16 protein-coding genes are annotated in these 18,396 nt (G+C 69.6%); 5 read left to right on the top strand and 11 right to left on the bottom strand.

Annotation, left to right across the window (positions count from 1 at the left end; all coding sequences use genetic code 11):
- Nucleotides 1–16: 16 nt before the first annotated feature.
- The 4 genes from BpN12_RS16645 to BpN12_RS16630 form a co-directional block, all read right to left on the bottom strand.
- Nucleotides 17–613: an FMN-dependent NADH-azoreductase gene (locus tag BpN12_RS16645; RefSeq protein WP_246796609.1), complete on the bottom strand. Its 597-nt coding sequence runs from the start codon at nucleotides 611–613 to the stop codon at nucleotides 17–19.
- 144 nt (nucleotides 614–757) lie between these two features.
- Nucleotides 758–2,548, bottom strand: coding sequence for a M61 family metallopeptidase (locus tag BpN12_RS16640; RefSeq protein ID WP_246796608.1), 1,791 nt, complete (start codon nucleotides 2,546–2,548; stop codon nucleotides 758–760).
- 115 nt (nucleotides 2,549–2,663) lie between these two features.
- The gene (locus BpN12_RS16635; RefSeq protein WP_246796607.1) at nucleotides 2,664–3,389 is read right to left on the bottom strand and encodes a DsbC family protein; all 726 of its coding nucleotides are present in this window, start codon (nucleotides 3,387–3,389) and stop codon (nucleotides 2,664–2,666) included.
- Between the two features lie 246 nt (nucleotides 3,390–3,635).
- Nucleotides 3,636–4,817 (bottom strand): UbiH/UbiF family hydroxylase, encoded by a 1,182-nt coding sequence (locus BpN12_RS16630; RefSeq protein ID WP_246796606.1) that lies wholly within the window; start codon nucleotides 4,815–4,817, stop codon nucleotides 3,636–3,638.
- A gap of 442 nt (nucleotides 4,818–5,259) precedes the next feature.
- Here BpN12_RS16630 and BpN12_RS33310 point away from each other — a divergent pair, with 442 nt between their 5' ends.
- The 3 genes from BpN12_RS33310 (at nucleotide 5,260) to ychF (ending at nucleotide 7,513) form a co-directional block, all read left to right on the top strand.
- Complete coding sequence (locus tag BpN12_RS33310; RefSeq protein WP_042623736.1) at nucleotides 5,260–5,382, top strand: hypothetical protein; 123 nt, start codon at nucleotides 5,260–5,262, stop codon at nucleotides 5,380–5,382.
- A gap of 130 nt (nucleotides 5,383–5,512) precedes the next feature.
- Nucleotides 5,513–5,878, top strand: coding sequence for a hypothetical protein (locus tag BpN12_RS16625; RefSeq protein ID WP_246796605.1), 366 nt, complete (start codon nucleotides 5,513–5,515; stop codon nucleotides 5,876–5,878).
- A 540-nt stretch (nucleotides 5,879–6,418) separates the two neighbouring features.
- Nucleotides 6,419–7,513 (top strand): redox-regulated ATPase YchF, encoded by a 1,095-nt coding sequence (ychF, locus tag BpN12_RS16620; protein WP_246796604.1) that lies wholly within the window; start codon nucleotides 6,419–6,421, stop codon nucleotides 7,511–7,513.
- 81 nt (nucleotides 7,514–7,594) lie between these two features.
- Here the strand turns inward: ychF and BpN12_RS16615 are convergent, their stop codons facing one another.
- The 4 genes from BpN12_RS16615 to BpN12_RS16600 all read right to left on the bottom strand — a co-directional run bounded on the left by BpN12_RS16615 (nucleotide 7,595) and on the right by BpN12_RS16600 (nucleotide 11,484).
- Entirely contained in the window at nucleotides 7,595–8,983 is a 1,389-nt protein-coding gene (locus BpN12_RS16615; protein ID WP_246796603.1) for an O-antigen ligase family protein, read from the bottom strand.
- Entirely contained in the window at nucleotides 8,983–9,882 is a 900-nt protein-coding gene (locus BpN12_RS16610) for a glycosyltransferase family 17 protein (protein WP_246796602.1), read from the bottom strand. The genes BpN12_RS16615 and BpN12_RS16610 overlap by 1 nt, the downstream gene beginning before the upstream one ends.
- A gap of 58 nt (nucleotides 9,883–9,940) precedes the next feature.
- Nucleotides 9,941–10,765 (bottom strand): glycosyltransferase family 2 protein, encoded by an 825-nt coding sequence (locus tag BpN12_RS16605; protein WP_246796601.1) that lies wholly within the window; start codon nucleotides 10,763–10,765, stop codon nucleotides 9,941–9,943.
- Between the two features lie 374 nt (nucleotides 10,766–11,139).
- On the bottom strand, nucleotides 11,140–11,484 hold the full coding sequence (locus BpN12_RS16600; protein ID WP_246796600.1) for an MmcQ/YjbR family DNA-binding protein: 345 nt from the start codon (nucleotides 11,482–11,484) through the stop codon (nucleotides 11,140–11,142).
- A gap of 398 nt (nucleotides 11,485–11,882) precedes the next feature.
- Here BpN12_RS16600 and ettA point away from each other — a divergent pair, with 398 nt between their 5' ends.
- Nucleotides 11,883–13,550 (top strand): energy-dependent translational throttle protein EttA, encoded by a 1,668-nt coding sequence (gene ettA, locus BpN12_RS16595; protein WP_246796599.1) that lies wholly within the window; start codon nucleotides 11,883–11,885, stop codon nucleotides 13,548–13,550.
- Nucleotides 13,551–13,647: 97 nt separating this feature from the next.
- On the opposite strand, the gene BpN12_RS16590 is transcribed toward ettA, so the two are convergent.
- The 3 genes from BpN12_RS16590 to BpN12_RS16580 are packed head-to-tail and all read right to left on the bottom strand — an operon-like array spanning nucleotide 13,648 to nucleotide 16,402.
- Complete coding sequence (locus BpN12_RS16590) at nucleotides 13,648–14,274, bottom strand: HAD family hydrolase (protein WP_246796598.1); 627 nt, start codon at nucleotides 14,272–14,274, stop codon at nucleotides 13,648–13,650.
- A 39-nt stretch (nucleotides 14,275–14,313) separates the two neighbouring features.
- A complete protein-coding gene (locus tag BpN12_RS16585; protein ID WP_246796597.1) occupies nucleotides 14,314–16,128 on the bottom strand; it encodes an aminopeptidase P family protein in 1,815 nt (604 codons plus the stop codon).
- A 22-nt stretch (nucleotides 16,129–16,150) separates the two neighbouring features.
- A complete protein-coding gene (locus tag BpN12_RS16580; protein ID WP_246796596.1) occupies nucleotides 16,151–16,402 on the bottom strand; it encodes a hypothetical protein in 252 nt (83 codons plus the stop codon).
- Nucleotides 16,403–17,102: 700 nt separating this feature from the next.
- On the opposite strand from BpN12_RS16580, the gene hemA reads away from it, so the two are divergent.
- Nucleotides 17,103–18,389, top strand: coding sequence for a glutamyl-tRNA reductase (gene hemA / locus BpN12_RS16575; RefSeq protein ID WP_246796595.1), 1,287 nt, complete (start codon nucleotides 17,103–17,105; stop codon nucleotides 18,387–18,389).
- Nucleotides 18,390–18,396 lie beyond the last annotated feature (7 nt).

Raw genomic sequence — 18,396 nt, 5'->3', positions numbered from 1 at the left:
CGGCAGGCCCGGGCCCTCAGGCCGCGGCGATCGCCTCGCGAGCCGCTGCCAGCGCGGCCGCTTCCGAGTCCGGCCCCATGTTCAGGCCTTCGGCGTAGATGAACGACACGTCGGTCAGGCCGATGAAGCCGAGGAACGTCTTCAGATACGGCGTTTGCGTATCGTTCGGCGTGCCGAGGTACTTGCCGCCGCGCGCCGAGACGACATAGACCTTCTTGCCGGTGATCAGGCCTTCCGGGCCGTTCGCGGTGTAGCGGAACGTGACGCCGGCGCGGGCGATCCAGTCGAAGTAGGTCTTCAGGTGCGAGGAGATGCCGAAGTTGTAGAGCGGCGCCGCGATCACGATCACGTCCGCGGCCTTCAGTTCCTCGACCAGCTCGTCGCTCCTGGCGACGATCGCATTCTGCTCGGCGCTGCGCTGCTCGGCCGGCGTGAAGAACGCGCCGAGCACGGCGTCGTCGAGGTGCGGCTGCGCGTTGGACAGCAGGTTGCGCACCACCACCTTCGAGCCGGGGTTGCTCTTTTCCAGCTTGGCGGTCAGCTCGTCGGCGAGTTGCGTCGAGCGGGCGCCCTGCGAGCGGGCGGCGGAATTGATCTGCAGAATGGTCGTCATATCGGGTTCCGTTGGGTTTGCGCTTCCGGTGAAGCGCGAGTGGGGCCATTGTGCGGATGCGCACCGACATGAAAAAGCGGGCGTTCGGCGACGGATTGTTGCAACGCTGAGACAATCCGCGCCGTTGTAACGATTTCGTTCGTGCTAAGCGCCGAGCCAGCCGTCCTGCCAGCTGCGCCGCGCGGCGGCCCGGGTGTCGGCCGCGAGCCGGTAGCGCAGCACGTCCGGCGCGTCGAGCTTCAGCGTCGTCACGCGCAGCTCGTCGCGGCGGAACGCGTGGGCCTGCACACGCTCGCCGGGCTGGTAGCGCGCCAGCAGCGCGTCGAGGTTCGCGCCGGTCACGCGCAGGCCGTCGATCGCGATCAGCACGTCGCCGGCCGACAGGCCCGCGCGATGCGCGGCGCCGCCCTCGTAGACCACGGCCAGCGTGGTGTCCGCGCCGCCGCGCACGCGCGCGCCGAGCGACGGCTTCGGGTTCGGCCCCGTCTCGGGAGAAAGCGTCACGCCGAACGGCTCGAACAGCGCTGCGAGCGGCAGGTCGCGCGTGCCCGACACCGCGTCGTCGAACAGCCGGCCCAGCGCCACGCCGGTGGCCTCGGCGATCAGCGCCGCCACCTCGTCCTCGCCGACGCCGCGCGGCTGGCCTTGATAGAAATCGCGGCCATAGCGCGTCCAGAGCAGGCGCATCACGTCGTCGAGCGACTTGCGGTTGCGCGTGGCGCCGCGAATCGCCAGGTCGAACGCGAGCGCGACCAGCGAGCCCTTCGTGTAGTAGCTGACGATCGCGTTCGAGGCGTTCTCGTCCTGGCGGTAATACTTGACCCAGGTGTCGAACGAGCTTTCGGCGACGCTCTGCTTCAGGCGCCCGGTGCCGCGCAGCACGCCGCCGACGGTGCGGCCGAGCGCGGCGAAATACTCGTCGCGGCTCATCAGGCCGCTGCGCACCAGCATCAGGTCGTCGTAGTAGGACGTGAAGCCCTCGAACAGCCACAGCAGCGACGTATAGCTTTCCTGGCGCAGATCGTAGGGAACGAACGCGGCCGGCTTGATCCGCTTGACGTTCCAGGTGTGGAAATACTCGTGGCTGCAGAGGCCGAGGTAGGTGCGATAGCCGTCGGTGGTCTCGGGGCGGCCCTTCACTGGCAGGTCGCTGCGGTTGCAGACCAGCGCCGTCGAGGCGCGGTGCTCGAGGCCGCCGTAGCCGTCGGTGACGGCCTGCGTCATGAACACGTAGCGCGCCATCGGCGCCTTCTTCGTGCGCGGCTCGAACAGCGCGATCTGCGCCTCGCAGACGCGCTTGAGGTCCGCCGCGAGCCGCTCGATGTCGAGCCGCGCCACGCGCCCCGCGATCACCACGTCGTGCGGCACGCCGTGCGCCTCGAAGCTCGCCAGCGCGAACTCGCCGAGCGTGACGGGATGGTCGACGAGTTCGTCGTAGTCGTCGGCCAGGTAGTCGCCGAAGCCGAGCCGCTTGGTGCCGCGCGCCTCGCGCAGCGCGGTGGCCACGCGCCAGCGGCGCGCGCCCTCGTCGGCCGGTCGCTCGATCGCGACCACGCACGGCGCCGCCTCCTGCCCCTCGACGGCGAGGAACACGCTGGTGCCGTTGAAGAAGCCGCCCGTGTCGTCGAGATGCGCGGCGCGCACCGACAGGTCCCACGCGTAGACCTCGTAGCGCAGCGTCAGCGGCCCGGCCACCGGCGCGGCCTGCCAGCAGTGCTTGTCGGTCTTCGCGATGCGCACCTTGCGGCCCGCCTCGTTGAACGCACGCAGCGTGACGATGTTGCGCGCGAACTCGCGCACCATGTAGCTGCCGGGAATCCACACCGGCAGCATGAAGCGCTGGCCGTCCGCGGCGGGTTCGGCCACCGTCAGCGTGACCTCGAACAGGTGGGCGGCGGGATCCTTCGGGACGATCGAATAGCGTATCGGGGTCATCGATGACATCGGCAAGAAGCGGTTCGGATAGCGGTTCGAAAAGCAAAGAGGCGCCTGCGGGATGCCGGCGCCTCTTTGCGCGATGGGGGCGGGAACGCGGCGCGGACCGCGCGCGTCACTTCACCGAAGCGAGCGCGCTGTTCAGTTCGTCGGCGGACACGGCGCCGGGCAGGCGCGTACCGTCGGCGAGAATGATGGTCGGCGTGCCCGTCACGTTCAGGCCGCGGCCGAGCGCGAGGTTCTTGTCGAGCGCCGTGGTGTCGCAATTGCCGGCCCCGGTCGGCGCCTGATGGTTGACCATCCAGCTCTCCCAGCTCTTGGCGCGGTCCGACGCGCACCAGATCGCCTTCGACTTGACCGTGGAATCAGGCGTCAGCACCGGGTACAGGAAGGTGTAGACGGTCACGTTGTCCATCGACTGCAGCGTCGACTCGAAGCGCTTGCAGTACGGGCAGTTCGGATCGGAGAACACCGCGATCTTGCGCGCGCCGTTGCCCTTCACGACCTTGATCGCGTTGCCGAGCGGCAGGCTCGCGAAATCGACCTTGTTGATCTCGGCCATGCGCGCCTCGGTCAGGTTCTTGCGCGACTTGGTGTCGACCATCTCGCCGAGCAGGACGTAGTCGCCGGCCGCGTCGCTGTAGACGATCTGCGAGCCGAGATTGACTTCGTAGAGGCCCGGGATCGGCGACTTCGCGATGCCCTTCACCGTCGCGTCGCCGAGGCGCGCCTGCAGCGTCGCCTTCAGCTTGTCGGTGGTCTGGTCGGCCTGCGCGGTACAGCCCAGCGTGGCGGCGGCGGTCGCCAGCACCAGCGCGGCGATACGGACAATCGTTTTCATTCAGCGGTTCCTTGGGAGGGCGGTCGTGGCACGCCCGCTAGTGTACGACGGCGGCCCGAGACTGTCCGATCGGCATGGGTCCGGTTGGTTCATATCAAAATAGGTGACGTGCGCGTAGGGGACGTGCGCGAGATTCATGGGCCGGAACCGGATCGGCCGGCGCCCGCGAGCGCCGCGCCGGCGGCAGGCGCCCAGCGCGTGCCCCCGATACCCGCGCGCGAGCGCCGGGGACGCGTCGGCCCGGCCTCAGCCGAGCGCCGTCGCGATCAGCCAGCGCTTGACGAGCGGCTGCGCGCCGACCAGCGCCATGCCGGTGTTGCGCACCGCGCGCGCGAGCGTGCCGGGCAGCGCGAACAGCCGCTGCAGGCCGTCGGTGGCAAGCATCAGCGCACGGATGTCCTCGCGCCGCGCGCGCTCGTAGCGGCGCAGCAGCACCAGATCGCCGAGATCGCGGAACGCCTCGCGCGAGGCGATCGCGTCGGCCAGCGAGGCCACGTCGCGCAGTCCCAGATTCATGCCCTGGCCGGCCAGCGGGTGGATCAGGTGCGCGGCGTCGCCGACCAGTGCGACGCGCGGCGCGACCAGCCGGTCCACCGTCTGCAGCGCGAGCGGGAAACCCTGTGCCGGCGTCACGCAATCGAGCGTGCCGAGCTGGCGGTGACTGACGCGCTCGACCTCGGCCGCGAGCTGCGCCGGATCGAGCGCGAGCAGCTGGTCGGCATGGGCCGTGTGCGCCGACCAGACCAGCGAGACGTGGCCGTCGGGCAGCGGCAGTAACGCGACGATCTCGCCGTCGCGGAACCACTGCCAGGCCGTCTCGCGGTGCGGCTCGGACGCCTTGAAGTTGGCGACCACGCCGGTCTGCCGGTAGTCGCGCCGCTGCACCCGCGAGCCGATCTGCGAGCGCACCCACGAATGCGCGCCGTCGGCGCCGACCACCAGATCGGCCGAGAGCACGCCGCCGTCGGCGAGCGTGAGCAGCGCGGCGTCGGGCTTCACGTCGAGCCCCTGCGCGCGCGTGTCGAGCCAGGTCAGGTTCGGCTGGAAGCGCAGTGCCGCGTCGAGCCCGCGCTCGACCAGCGACGACTCGCCGATCCACGCGAGCTGCGCGACCGCCGCCTGGAACGCCGAGAAATGCAACTCCGCCTGCGCGTCGCCGTACACGCGCATGTCGTAGACGGGCGCGAGCCGCTCGTGGTCGAGCGCCTGCCAGACGCGCAGTCGTTCGAGCAGGGCCTGAGAACTCGCCGACAGCGCGTAGACGCGCGCGTCGAACGTCAGGTCGGCCGGACGCGGGGCGGCCGGCTGCGCGAGCAGCGCCGTCCGGAGGCCCGCCTGCGTCATCGCGAGCGCGGCGGTCTTGCCGACAAGGCCGCCGCCGACCACGGCGACGTCGAAGGTCTGGGTATGGGCTGTCATGGCGCGCATTATAGCTGCGCCGCCGCATACGGCTGGTCGTCCGGATTTGCGGAAGATCAGCGCAAATGCACGCCATCGGGGCGCCGGGCGGGGCGGCTGATCAAGCATCGCACCGGCTGTCGTCCGGCCGTCGCATTCGTCGTCCTGACCGCCCCGGTCAGGGCGCCCCCTCTCTCGCGCGCTGTCGCGCTCATCCGACACGGACAAACCCGAGGTTCACCGCCTTTGACCAGCCGGCGGTCGTGCCGACCTCCCGTTCGGCGGCCCCCGCCTCGCTTCTGGGGCGCCCGTTCGATCCGGAACCATTTCATGCGTAACCGCCGCCGCGCCTCTCGGCGACTAGGCCGGGACGCCGCATTACACCCCACACGTTTCCTTACAAACGCATACGGCTTGTCATCCGGTGCGCCGCTACAGTCGGCTCCATCGACGAACCAAACGGAGATTCACCATGAAGCTGAAACGAATTGCACTGCTCGCCACCCTCGCCCTCGTGCTCGGCAGCACGCTCGGCGGCTGCATCGTCGTGCCGGACGGCGGCGGCTACCACCACCACGACTACTACCGTTACTGATGCGGGTTCACGCGAGTTCGGGCGAGTCCCGGCTTGCGTGAAAGCGTTCATGGCGTGCTATTGTTGATTCGTCGGCTCCGAGTTTCACCGGTGACGGAAATCGACTCTCAACCCCATCTCGAGCATGGCCATGAGCGACGTACACCACAACCTCACCCAACATGACCGCATCGAGCTGCTGTGCTGGCTCACGATCGGGAATCTCGGCGCGTTCTACCTGAACGAATCCTGGCCTTCGGCACCGTTCCAGGTGCAGGCGGCGCACAAGTGGCTCGATCGCCACCTGCGCGAGGCCGACTGGCTGTGCATCGCGAAACTCGCCGCCGTCGCGCTCGACATCGCGAAGAAGCATGCGAGCTTCGTCGACGCGGCTTGGGCGCGCGACGCCGTCGAGGAAATCATCGACAGCGACGATCTCGACCGCCAGTCACGGCTCGTCACGCTCGTCCTCGACGACTGCCGCGCGGCGCTGGCCGACCGGCGCATCGCCGACTGAAGTCAAGGCTGACGCCGATGGCGGCCCGGACTGTCGCCGCTCCAGTTGATCCGGTCGCTCCCGGTCACTTCGATCGCGCCGGTTGATTTGGCTGATTCGGCGAATCGCCGTTGCAGCCGGCTTCGGTTGGTCTCACCGCGTCGCGTCGCCGGACTGCTTCGCCGCTCCGCCTCCCCTCGGCTTCGACGCCCCCACCTGGCGAGTCGCCGCGATCGCCTGCTTCACCGTCATGGCAGCGCGCGGCCATGCCGGGCCCCATGAGCGCTGACGCCTCACCGCCCCCGGTTCGCCAGCCGCCAAGCGGCGCTCCCACGCCCGCCCCGGCGCCGATTCGCGCTGCCGCCCCGAAATCCCGCCACCCGAACGCGATACAATTGCCGTTTTCGCGGGCAGCCCTGCTGCGCAAGCGCCGGCCACCGCCGCGCCGCCTCGCGCCGCCGGCCACCCCGCCCGGCGCCATCCGCGCCGCGCCATGGCGGCGCGAGTGGCGCCCGGCGCCGCGCGAGAACCGGCACAACATCTGATCCAGAAAGGTTTTCCATGAGCCTCAAATGCGGCATCGTCGGCCTGCCGAACGTCGGCAAGTCCACCCTGTTCAACGCGCTGACCAAGGCCGGCATCGCCGCCGAGAACTATCCGTTCTGCACCATCGAGCCGAACGTCGGCATCGTCGAGGTGCCGGACGCGCGCCTGAAGGCGATCTCGGCGATCGTGAAGCCGGAGCGGATCGTGCCGGCCGTGGTCGAGTTCGTCGACATCGCCGGCCTGGTGGCGGGCGCGAGCAAGGGCGAAGGGCTCGGCAACCAGTTCCTCGCCAACATCCGCGAGACCGATGCGATCACGCACGTGGTGCGCTGCTTCGAGGACGAGAACGTGATCCACGTGGCCGGCCGCGTGAGCCCGCTCGACGACATCGAGGTGATCAACACCGAACTCGCGCTGGCCGACCTGGCCACCGTGGAGAAGGCGCTCTCGCGCTACTCGAAGGCCGCGAAGTCGGGTAACGACAAGGAAGCGGTCAAGCTCGCCGCGGCGCTCGAGAAGGTGCGCGCGCACCTCGACCAGGGCAAGGCGGTGCGCGGCCTCGACCTGTCCGACGACGAGCAGGCGATCCTCAAGCCGTTCTGCCTGATCACCGCGAAGCCGGCCATGTACGTGGCCAACGTCAAGGACGACGGCTTCGAGAACAACCCGCACCTCGACGCCGTGCGCAACTACGCCGAGTCCGAGAAGTCGCCGGTGGTGGCCGTGTGCGCCGCGATCGAGGCGGAAATCGCCGATCTCGACGACGCCGACAAGGAAGCGTTCCTCGCCGACATGGGCATGGACGAGCCGGGCCTGGACCGCGTGATCCGCGCCGGCTTCAAGCTGCTCGGCCTGCAGACCTACTTCACGGCCGGCGTGAAGGAAGTGCGCGCCTGGACGATCCACATCGGCGACACGGCCCCGCAGGCCGCGGGCGTGATCCATACCGATTTCGAGCGCGGCTTCATCCGCGCGCAGACGATCGGCTACGACGACTACATCACCTACAAGGGTGAACAGGGCGCGAAGGAAGCCGGCAAGATGCGCGCCGAAGGCAAGGAATACGTGGTCCACGACGGCGACGTGATGAACTTCCTGTTCAACGTCTGACGTTTTCCCGCCCCGGCCGATCCGATCGATCCAGTCGATCCGGCCGGGGCGGCGCCCGATCGCGGCCGCCCGGCGGCCTGGTCAGGCCCCGCCGCTCTCCCCGGCGCCGCGCTCGCGGCCGCCATCACTACCACCGCCGCCACCCAGCGCCTGCGCGACGAGCGTCGCGATCACGAGCGCATTGAAGCTCGCCGTGTACTTCAGCGTGAACATCTCGAACATCACGCAGGCCAGCATCAGGCAGATCATGAACGCGATCCCGGTATCGGCCGCCCGCCGCGCGTTGGCATCGGCATCGGCGCCGCGCGCGCGCCGGAACAGGCCGAGCGGCACGGCGAACAGCATCGCCACCGCGAGGCCGCCCGCCACGCCCGAGCGCAGCAGGTTCGCGAGCAGTTCGTTGTGCGGCCCGGCGTGGATCATCTGCCGCGCGCGCTCGCTCGCGAACGAGGTGATCCACGGCGCGTCGAGCAGCGCGCGAAAGCCGGTGTCGCCGTAGCCCTGCCACGGACGATGCAGGAACAGCGTCCAGGCGATGCGCCACATCGTCAGCCGAAAGCCGCCCGAGGTATCGGGATTCGACGCGTCGGCCCAGGTCGAGACGTCGGAATAGATGCTGGCGAGCCGATCCATCGCGCCGCTGAACGCGGCCACGCCGGCCACCAGCGCCAGCAGCACGCACGCCGCCGTGCGGGCATCGAGCGTCGGCCGCCGCAGCCAGAGCCAGAGCAGCACCGCGACCGGCACCAGCAGGTAGGCGGTACGCGTCTGCGAGGCCACCACCAGATAGGCGCCCGCGCACACGCCGAGCCCTCCCAGAACGCGAGGCAGGCTCGGAGACAGCCCCCGGCCCGGCCGCGCCACGCCCGAGCCCGCCGGCTCCAGCCCGAGCAAGGCGAACAGCGCAAGCAGCAGCGTGTAGACGCCGAACATGTCGGTGTCGACGAAATAGGTCGCGTAACGCCCCTGCCACGCCACCAGCGCGTGCGGATCGAGGCGCACCTGCACCACCAGCTCGATCAGCGCGAGCGGCGCGGCGAAGCCGAGAATCCGCACCGCGTCGATGCGCCGATGATGAAACGCCAGCATCACCGGGATCGCGAGCAGCAGCCGCGACGGCGCATCGAAGGCCTTCGCGAGCCACTCGCCGCGCAGCGCCTGGCCGATCGCCACGGAAACGATCGGCGCGGCGAGCGCGGCGGCGGCGAGCAGCAGCGCGCGCCGCGTGCCGCGGCGGCCGGCGTCGCGCCACGCACCGCGCAGGCCGGCCAGCGACAGCAGCGCGAGCAGCATCAGGCAGACGTTGGTCGCGCCGCGCAGCGACAGGTAGCCCGCCACGGCCGCGAACAGCAGCGCGGCGAGGCACAGCTCGAAGCCGCCGGCATCGGGCCGCCCGAGCGCGACGGCGGCCAGCCGGCCAAACCGTCGTGGCGGCCCGGCGCCGGGCGGGACGTGATCGCCGTCCGGCATCAGGGCTGCCCGCCCGCGGCGGCCGGCGCGGACGCGGCGGAATCGGCCGGCTCGATCAGCCAGCGCGCCAGGCGCTCGCGCGCCGCGACGATCTCGCCCGGGAACTGGGGCGTCTCGACCGGCTGCGGCACGTAGCGCAGCGGCCGGTCGAGCACGTCGCGACCGGAGCGGATCCGCGCCTCGATGAAGTCGAGATCCTGGAACGCATCGCTCATGAACTTCTGGTCGGCCACGCTGCGCATCTTGACGATCATCGCCGCCGGGCTCGTGACCCACGAGAAATGCCAGCCGGCGTCGTGGACCTGCTGGACCCGGAAGCGCCGGAACCACGCGCGCTTCAACGAACGCAGCAGCCCCGCCGACTTGTACGAACGCACCGCGTTGACGTTGCCGAAGAACGTCGTCAGATGCCGGTAGGTGGTCACGCGCGTGCCGGTCCAGTCGGCGAAACCGTCGCCGTCCATCAGCCGGTTGTTCAGGAAGTAGGCGTAGCAATACTGATGCAGGTCCGCGCGCAGGTAGCGCCGCGCATCGAAGCGGCGCAGGCATTCGGGCCGCGGTATCTCGTCGAGGTCGGACACCACGATCAGGTCGTCGGGCTCGGCGTCGTGCAGCCCGTTGAACAGGTAGCTGCGCTGGTAGTTCTCGTTCTTCCACGGATCGGGCGCGCCGGGCGGCAGGTGATCGATCGCGAGATAGCGGATCTTGCTGCGAAAGCGCGCGAAGCGTTCCATGTCGAAATTCAGCGGCTTCTCGTCACCGACCTGCGTGTAGCGCGATTCCGCGATCACGAAGTAATCGACGTGATCCCACAGGATCTCGAGCCGCAGCTCGAGCAGCATGTCCTCGTTGAAATAGCAGAAGCAATCGTAAATCTTCGGGCGGCGCGTCGAAGTCATCGAGCAGGACCGTGGCGGAAACAGGAAAGGGGAAAGCGGAGCCCGGCGCGCCGGGCGCTCAGTTCCATTCGAAATCGTGGTGCCGGCGCACACCGTGCAGCGTCATGCCGTAGTCGGCGAGTTCGCTGGCGCGCCACGCGCGGCCGCGCCGCGTGCGCTCGAGCTTGTCGAGCTTGCGCGACAGCCAGCTCTGCCCGAGCAGCTGATAGTTGTTGCGCATCCCGAGCCCCTGCCGCGCGGACAGGCCGCGCTCGCGCTTCATCTCCGACTGCGTGATCGAGCCGTAATGATGCAGCCACGCCGCGCCGACCATCTCGGACGGCACGCGCGCCTTCGCGAGTTCGTGGAAGAACAGCGTATCCTCGAAGCCGAGCAGCTGCGGCGAGGCGCGGAAATAGCCGACCTCCATCCAGACGCTGCGATGCACGAGCAGACAGACCGCGTGGCAGGTGCCGACACGCCGCGCATCGCGCATGGCGTGGCTCCAGAGCGGCGCCTGCTGATTGAAATCGTAGTCGAGCGAGCCTTCGATCAGCGCCGGCGAAGCGACCCGCACGCCGTGGCGCACCGCAGTGCCGATCAGGTTCTCGATCCACTGCGCCGATACCAGCACGTCGTTGTTCATCACCACGGTCCACTCGGACTGCCGGTGCAGGATGCCCTGGTTCCAGGCCGCGCCGCAGCCGAGATTGTCGTGATTGAAGATCCGGCCGCCGAGCGGCAGCGTTGCCAGATAGTCGCGCGTGCTGTCCGACGAGGCATTGTCGACCACCACCACGCGATCGAGCGGCATGCCGTGGCCGATCAGGCTGTCGATGCACTGGCGCGTGTACTCGATCTGGTTGTGGCAGGCAAACGTGACCGAATAATCGTGGATGTTCACGTGGCGGTTCCCCGCTGTCTGCTGCATGAGGAGGCCGATCGATCGACGGTGCCGGACGGCGTGAGCTTCACCACGCCCGATCCTGCGGCATGGACGGGCTTGCCCCGGTGCGCCCCCGCGCGAGTGAAGCCGATTGCTGGTAGTGACATGAAAAACGCAACAAGCTTACAAATAAGCATCAATCAAGACAGCGAGTTCCGGCTACCCGGCACCCGTTCCTGGGCCGCATCCGTCCGGACTGCTGATGTCGGGCATGGTCGCCCAGCGGCAGATTATGCCTTGTCGAAAAGACGCCCGCATGGCGCACGTATCACTCAATATTTCAAACGCCATGCAGTGGAGGCATGCGCCAGGTGCGCGCCGGCCCGGCGCGCTCAATCGCGGCTCGCGTCGAACGCGGCGACGTCGCGCTTCGGCGCGAGCTCGCGCCAGTGCCGGCGCAGCAGCGCGGCCACGGCCGCAGGATCGGCGCGCGACAGCCGGACCAGCACGATCGGCCAGCCGGCGTAATGGGCCGTCACGTAGTAGACGTCGGGCTCGGCTTCGATCAGGCGCGCGCGCTGATCGGGGCCGACGCCCTTCACGACGAGGCTGTCGCCGTCCTCGCGCAGGCGCGCGAGCAGGCGGCCGCGGACTTTGAGCGCCGCGGTGCCGTAGGACGTGCCGTCCTCGACCGCGGCCCAGCCGAGCGCGATCTCGCGCAGTTCGTCGAACGTCATGGAGCCTCCCGGCGCGCGCGCGGCATGGCGCGGGATCGCGCCGGCCGCCGTCGGATCGATGATAGCCGCGCCCGCGCGCTGCCGCCGGCATCGTTGCGGAGCGAGGCCGGGTGCCGGCACGAGGCGGACGGCAGGCCCAAGCGCCGTCACGGCCGATCGCGCCCGGTCGCTTGCCATTGCGGCGGCACACCGCCAGCGCTGGTATGTCCTATGCCCGCGCCGACGCTCGCGGCCGGCCCGCCGCGCGCAGTACAATACGCGGTCTCGCCGCGTCTCGCTCGCGGCCGCGCCGCCGTCCAGTCACGGCAGCGCTCCGGTCCGCACCGGACCCTCCGTCGCCCCTCGCCGCCGCGCGCGGCCGGCGACGGCCCCAACCTTGACGAGTTCCACTGACGCAGATGGCCCAATACGTATTCACGATGAACCGGGTCGGCAAGATCGTGCCGCCCAAGCGCCAGATCCTGAAAGACATCTCGCTGTCGTTCTTCCCCGGCGCGAAGATCGGCCTGCTCGGCCTGAACGGCTCGGGCAAGTCGACGCTGATCCGCATCATGGCGGGCGTCGACAAGGACATCGAGGGCGAAGCCACGCCGATGCCGAACCTGAACATCGGCTACCTGCCGCAGGAGCCGCAGCTCGACCCGACCAAGACCGTCCGCGAGGCGGTTGAGGAAGGGCTCGGCGACGTGTTCAGCGCGCAGAAGAAGCTCGACGAGATCTACGCCGCCTACGCCGAACCCGACGCCGATTTCGACGCGCTCGCGGCCGAGCAGGCCAAATACGAGGCGATCCTCGCCACCGCCGACGGCGGCAGCCCCGAGCAGCAGATCGAGATCGCGGCCGACGCGCTGCGCCTGCCGGCCTGGGACGCGAAGATCGAGCACCTGTCGGGCGGCGAGAAGCGCCGCGTCGCGCTCTGCAAGCTGCTGCTCGAGAAGCCCGACATGCTGCTGCTCGACGAGCCGACCAACCACCTCGACGCGGAATCGGTCGAGTGGCTCGAACAGTTCCTGACGCGCTTCCCGGGCACCGTGGTGGCGGTCACCCACGATCGCTACTTCCTCGACAACGCGGCCGAGTGGATCCTCGAACTCGACCGCGGCCACGGCATCCCCTGGAAGGGCAACTACAGCAGCTGGCTCGACCAGAAGGAAGAGCGGCTGAAGCAGGAAGAGGCGTCCGAATCGGCGCGCCAGAAGGCGATCAAGAAGGAACTGGAGTGGGTGCGCCAGAACCCGAAGGGCCGCCAGGCGAAATCGAAGGCGCGGATCGCGCGCTTCGAGGAACTGAGCAGCCAGGAATACCAGAAGCGCAACGAAACGCAGGAAATCTTCATTCCGGCGGGCGAGCGCCTCGGCAACGAGGTGATCGAGTTCAAGAACGTCAGCAAGGCCTACGGCGACCGCCTGCTGATCGACGATCTCAGCTTCAAGATCCCGGCCGGCGCGATCGTCGGCATCATCGGGCCGAACGGCGCGGGCAAGTCGACGCTGTTCCGCATGCTGACCGGCAAGGAGCAGCCGGATTCGGGCGAGATCGTGCATGGCCCGACCGTCAAGCTCGCCTACGTCGACCAGAGCCGCGACGCGCTCGCGGCCGAGAAGACCGTGTTCGAGGAAATCTCGGGCGGCGCCGACGTGCTGACGGTGGGCAAGTACGAAACGCCGTCGCGCGCCTACATCGGCCGCTTCAACTTCAAGGGCGGCGACCAGCAGAAGGTCGTCGGCAACCTGTCGGGCGGCGAGCGCGGGCGCCTGCACCTGGCCAAGACGCTGATCGCCGGCGGCAACGTGCTGCTGCTGGACGAACCGTCGAACGACCTCGACGTCGAAACGCTGCGCGCGCTGGAAGACGCGCTGCTCGAATTCGCGGGCTCGGTGATGGTGATCTCGCACGATCGCTGGTTCCTCGACCGGATCGCGACGCACATCCTCGCGTTCGAGGGCGATTCGCAGGTGGTGTTCTTCGACGGCAACTACCAGGAATACGAAGCGGACAAGCGCGCGCGCCTCGGCGAGGAAGCGGCCAAGCCGAAGCGGATCCGCTTCAAGCCGATCAGCCGCTGAGCGGCCTGAGCCGGCAGGCGACGCGGCAACGAGAAAAACGGGCGGATTCGCCCGTTTTTTATGGGCGGCGTCGCAAGGACAAGACGCCGGCCGCGCCTCAGGCCGGCAGGCCGAGTTCGCGCAGCCGCGCCTCGGTGGCCGCCACGCCGGTATGGTGGATGCCGTGCCAGCCGAGCGCGGTGGCCGCCTCCGCGTTGCGCGGGTTGTCGTCGATGAACACGAGCTCGCCCGGCGCGATGTCGGGCAGCTGCGCGGCGATGCGCGCGAACATCTCGCGATAGATCGCCGGATCGGGCTTGGCGAGCTTCACGCGCCCCGACACCACGATGTCGCGAAAGCGCCGCAGCACCGCGTAGCGCTGCCAGGCATGCGGGAACGTCTCGACCGACCAGTTGGTGAGCCCGAACAGCGGCACGCCGGCCGCGTCGAGCCGCTCGACCAGCGCGACGCCGTCGTCGAACTGGCCCGCCACCATCTCGGGCCAGCGCGCGTAGAACGCGCGGATCAGCGCCGCGTGCTGCGGGAACGCGGCGATCTTCTCGGCCGTGCCTTCGGCGATCGTCTGGCCGGCGTCCTGCCGCATCACCCAGTCCATCCCGCAGACCTCGGTGAGAAAGCGCCGCCGCTCGGCGGCGTCGGGAATCAGCTGCCGATACAGATACTCGGGGTTCCAGTCGATCAGCACCCCGCCGAAGTCGAACACGACCGCCCGGATGGCAGGCATGCGCCCTCCCTCGAATCAGGCCCGGCGCCTCAGAGCGCCTCAGAGCGGCTGCGTGCGCGCCTCGAGCCAGGTTTTCGCCGCGCCGGTGACGAGCGGGCCGACGCGCTCGCGCACCGTCGCGTGATAGTCGTCGAGCCAGGCGCGCTCGCCCGCGTCGAGCAGCTCGGCCAGCACGCAGCGCGTGTCGATCGGGCACAGCGTGAGCGTCTCGAACTCGAGGAAATCGCCGAACGGCGTCTGCCCGGCCGCGCGGTTCAGCACCAGGTTCTCGATGCGCACGCCCCACTGGCCGGGCCGGTACACCCCCGGCTCGTTCGAGGTGATCATGCCCTCCTCCATCGCCGTCTGCGGATCGGCCGCCGCGTAGTGCGCGATCACCTGCGGGCCTTCGTGGACGTTCAGGAAATAGCCGACGCCGTGGCCGGTGCCGTGGCCGTAGTCGAGCCCGGCGGCCCACATCGGCGCGCGCGCGATCGCGTCGAGCATCGGCGAGCGGATGCCGCGCGGAAAGCGCGCGCGCGACAGCGCGATCATCGCCTTCAGCACGATCGTGAAGTCGCGCCGCTGCGCCTCGCTCGGCGTGCCGACCGGCACCACGCGCGTAATGTCGGTGGTGCCGCCCACGAACTGGCCGCCCGAGTCGATCAGCAGCAGTCCGTCGCCCTCGATCGTCGCGTGCGCCTCGGGCGTCGCGCGATAGTGCGGCATCGCGCCGTTCGCGTTGAAGCCGGCGATGGTCGCGAAGCTCGGCGACACGAAGCCGGGCTGGCGCGCACGCGCGGCCGTCAGCTGCTCGTCGATGGTCAGCTCGGTGAGGGTCTCGTGGCCGAGCGCGGCCTCGAACCAGGCGAAGAATTCGGCCAGCGCCGCGCCGTCGCGCGCCATCGTCTCGCGCACGTGGGCGATCTCGGCCGGCGTCTTGCGCGACTTCGCGAACGTCGACGGGTTGACGGCCTCGGCCAGCCGCACCGTGTCCGGCACCGCCTGCAGCGAGCCGAACGTGACGCGGCGCGGATCGATCAGCAGCGTGCTGCCGGCCGGCAGCGCGGCCAGCGCGGCCGTGGCCGCCTCGTAGGCGCGCACCGTCACGCCATCGGCCGCGAGCGACGCCTGCAGCGCCGCATCGAGCTTGCCGTCGACGACGAACAGCGTCGCCTGGTCGGCCGTGATCAACGCGTGCGCGACGAACACCGGGTTGTAGCTGACGTCGGCGCCGCGCAGGTTGAACAGCCACGCGATGTCGTCGAGCGTCGAGATGAAATGGAGGCCGGCGCCCTGCGCGCGCATCGCCTCGCGCACCTGCGCGAGCTTGTCGCCGCGCGCGGTGTGCGCGTGCGGCGCGACGTGCTCGAACACCGGCGCCACCGGCAGCGCGGGACGCTCCGGCCAGATCCGTTCGAGCAGGTCGAGGTCGGTGCGCAGCACCACGCCGCGCGCGCCGAGCGCCGCGGCCAGCGCACGCGCGGCGGCCACGCCGAGCACCGCGCCGTCCACGCTGACCGCGGCGCCCGCCGGCACGTGCTCGGCGAGCCACTCGACGTGCGGCTGGGTCTGCTGGCCGCCCATCATCTTCATCAGCTGCACGCCGGTGCCGTCGAGCTGCGCGGCGGCCTGCACCCAGTAGCGGCTGTCGACCCACAGGCCGGCGAAATCGGCCGTCACCACCAGCGTGCCGACCGAGCCCGTGAAGCCGGACAGCCAGCGGCGCGACTGCCAGTGCTCGGGCAGGTATTCCGACAGGTGCGGATCGGCGGACGGCACGAGGCAGGCGGCGACGCCCTCGCGCGCCATCGCGCTGCGCAACAGGGCAAGCCGGGCGGGGACGGGCGAGACGTCGGGATGACGGGCGTTCATGTTGGATTCCATCGGTGTGGGTTCAGCGGCGGGCGAGCGCGCCCGTGGTCAACGTGACGGCGGCGAGCGCCGTGGCGGCGCAGACGGGCCATTCGAGCGTGCCGCCGTCGTGGAACAGCCCGGTGAGATTGCCGGCCAGCCGGGCGACGGCCGCGCCGGCCAGGCCCGCGACGAGCGCCGCGCGCCAGCCGCGCCGGCCGGCCCGGGCCGGGTGCAGCCACCAGCCGAGCCCGCCCACGGCAAGCCCCAGGACGACGATTCCCAACCAGTTCATCCCGCGCCTTCTTTCGAATTTTCGATCGCCATTGCCCCGGGCCTGAACGAAACGCGCGGCATCGCCGGCTTGCGCCCCGGGATGACGAGGATTCGGATTGTATTGAGATAGCGCTGACGAAATGACCCCGCGCAGCGGTCGAGTTTAGGGGTCGTCTTATCGTTAGGCAAGTCCACATAAATACACTGCTGCGGCGAGGCGGGGCCGCGCGTGCCGCACCGCGTCACGATCCGACGCCGTGGACCGACGCCGTAATTCGGCACCGTGAGCGGCACCCTGATGCGGCACCGATTTCCCGACACCACGATGCGACGCCGCCGACGCTCGCGCGCCGAGTCGTCCGGTACGCATCGGGTGATCCGCCACTTTTTCCACCGCCCCAGTCATATGGCCCGGCCAATCCCGAACATCAGGCAAAAACCGCGCGAATTCCGGGCAAGCCCGGTTGTCAAGCCGACGATTCCGGCGCATCGTACCGCCAAGCTGCTGCGACCTGCCGTCGCGCCTCCCCGCGCGGGACGGGTTTTTCGGCCGATGGCACGCGGGGTCGCACCTGCCGGAATGCCGCGGCAGCGCCGTCTGACGGGCGCGACGGGCTGCCGCGCGGGATGCGTCGGCGGGCCAATTGAGCCGCGGCACGGCTGCCGGTGACAAAAGCGGTAAGACGCTATAATGCGAACCTAAACGATAGCCCCCGGATATGCAGCTCCTCACGATCGGAATCAATCACCACACTGCGCCCGTCGCCTTGCGCGAACGCGTAGCGTTTCCGCTCGAACAGATCAAGCCTGCACTGTCCACGCTGAAGGACGTCTTCCTGGGCCGCCAGGCGCCGAACGCGCCCGAAGCGGCGATCCTCTCCACCTGCAACCGCACCGAGCTGTACTGCGCCACCGACGATCGCGCCGCGCGCGACGCGGCAGTGCGCTGGCTCGCCGAATTCCATCGCATCCCGGCCGACGAACTGGCTCCGCACGTCTACGCGCTGCCGCAGTCCGAAGCTGTGCGCCATGCGTTCCGGGTCGCCTCCGGGCTCGACTCGATGGTGCTCGGCGAAACCCAGATCGTCGGCCAGATGAAGGACGCGGTGCGCACCGCCTCGGAAGCCGGCGCGCTCGGCACCTATCTGAACCAGCTGTTCCAGCGCACCTTCGCGGTGGCCAAGGAAGTGCGCAGCACCACCGAGATCGGTGCGCAGTCGGTGTCGATGGCCGCGGCCGCGGTGCGTCTCGCGCAGCGGATCTTCGAAAACGTGGCCGACCAGAAGGTGCTGTTCATCGGCGCGGGCGAGATGATCGAACTCTGCGCGACCCACTTCGCCGCGCAGAAGCCGCGCGAGCTGGTGGTCGCGAACCGCACCGCCGAGCGCGGCGCGAAGCTCGCCGAGCGTTTCGGCGGCCACGCGATGCCGCTCGCGGACCTGCCCACCCGCATGCACGAGTTCGACATCATCGTCTCGTGTACCGCGTCGACGCTGCCGATCATCGGCCTGGGCGCCGTCGAGCGCGCGGTGAAGGCGCGCCGCCGCCGGCCGATCTTCATGGTCGACCTGGCCGTGCCGCGCGACATCGAGCAGGAAGTCGGCAAGCTCAAGGACGTGTTCCTCTACACCGTCGACGATCTCGGCGCGATCGTGCGCGAAGGCAACGCGTCGCGGCAGGCCGCCGTGGCGCAGGCCGAGACCATCATCGAGACGCGCGTGCAGAACTTCATGCAGTGGCTCGACACGCGCAGCGTGGTGCCGATCATCCGCCACATGCATACCCAGGCCGACGCGCTGCGCCGCGCCGAGGTCGAGCGCGCGCAGAAGATGCTCGCGCGCGGCGACGATCCGCTCGCCGTGCTCGACGCGCTGTCGCAGGCGCTCACCAACAAGCTGATCCACGGCCCGACCTCGGCGCTGAACCGCACCAGCGGCACCGAACGCGACCAGCTGATCGACCTGATGCGCGGCTTCTACGCGCACGGCCCGCGCGCCGACAACTAGCGCCGCC

It is taken from the genome of Burkholderia perseverans, assembly GCF_022870505.1.
In the GTDB taxonomy this organism is placed as follows: Bacteria; Pseudomonadota; Gammaproteobacteria; order Burkholderiales; family Burkholderiaceae; genus Burkholderia; species Burkholderia plantarii.
Note: the sequence above shows the minus strand (reverse complement) of the source record. Positions and strands in the feature narration are given on the sequence as shown.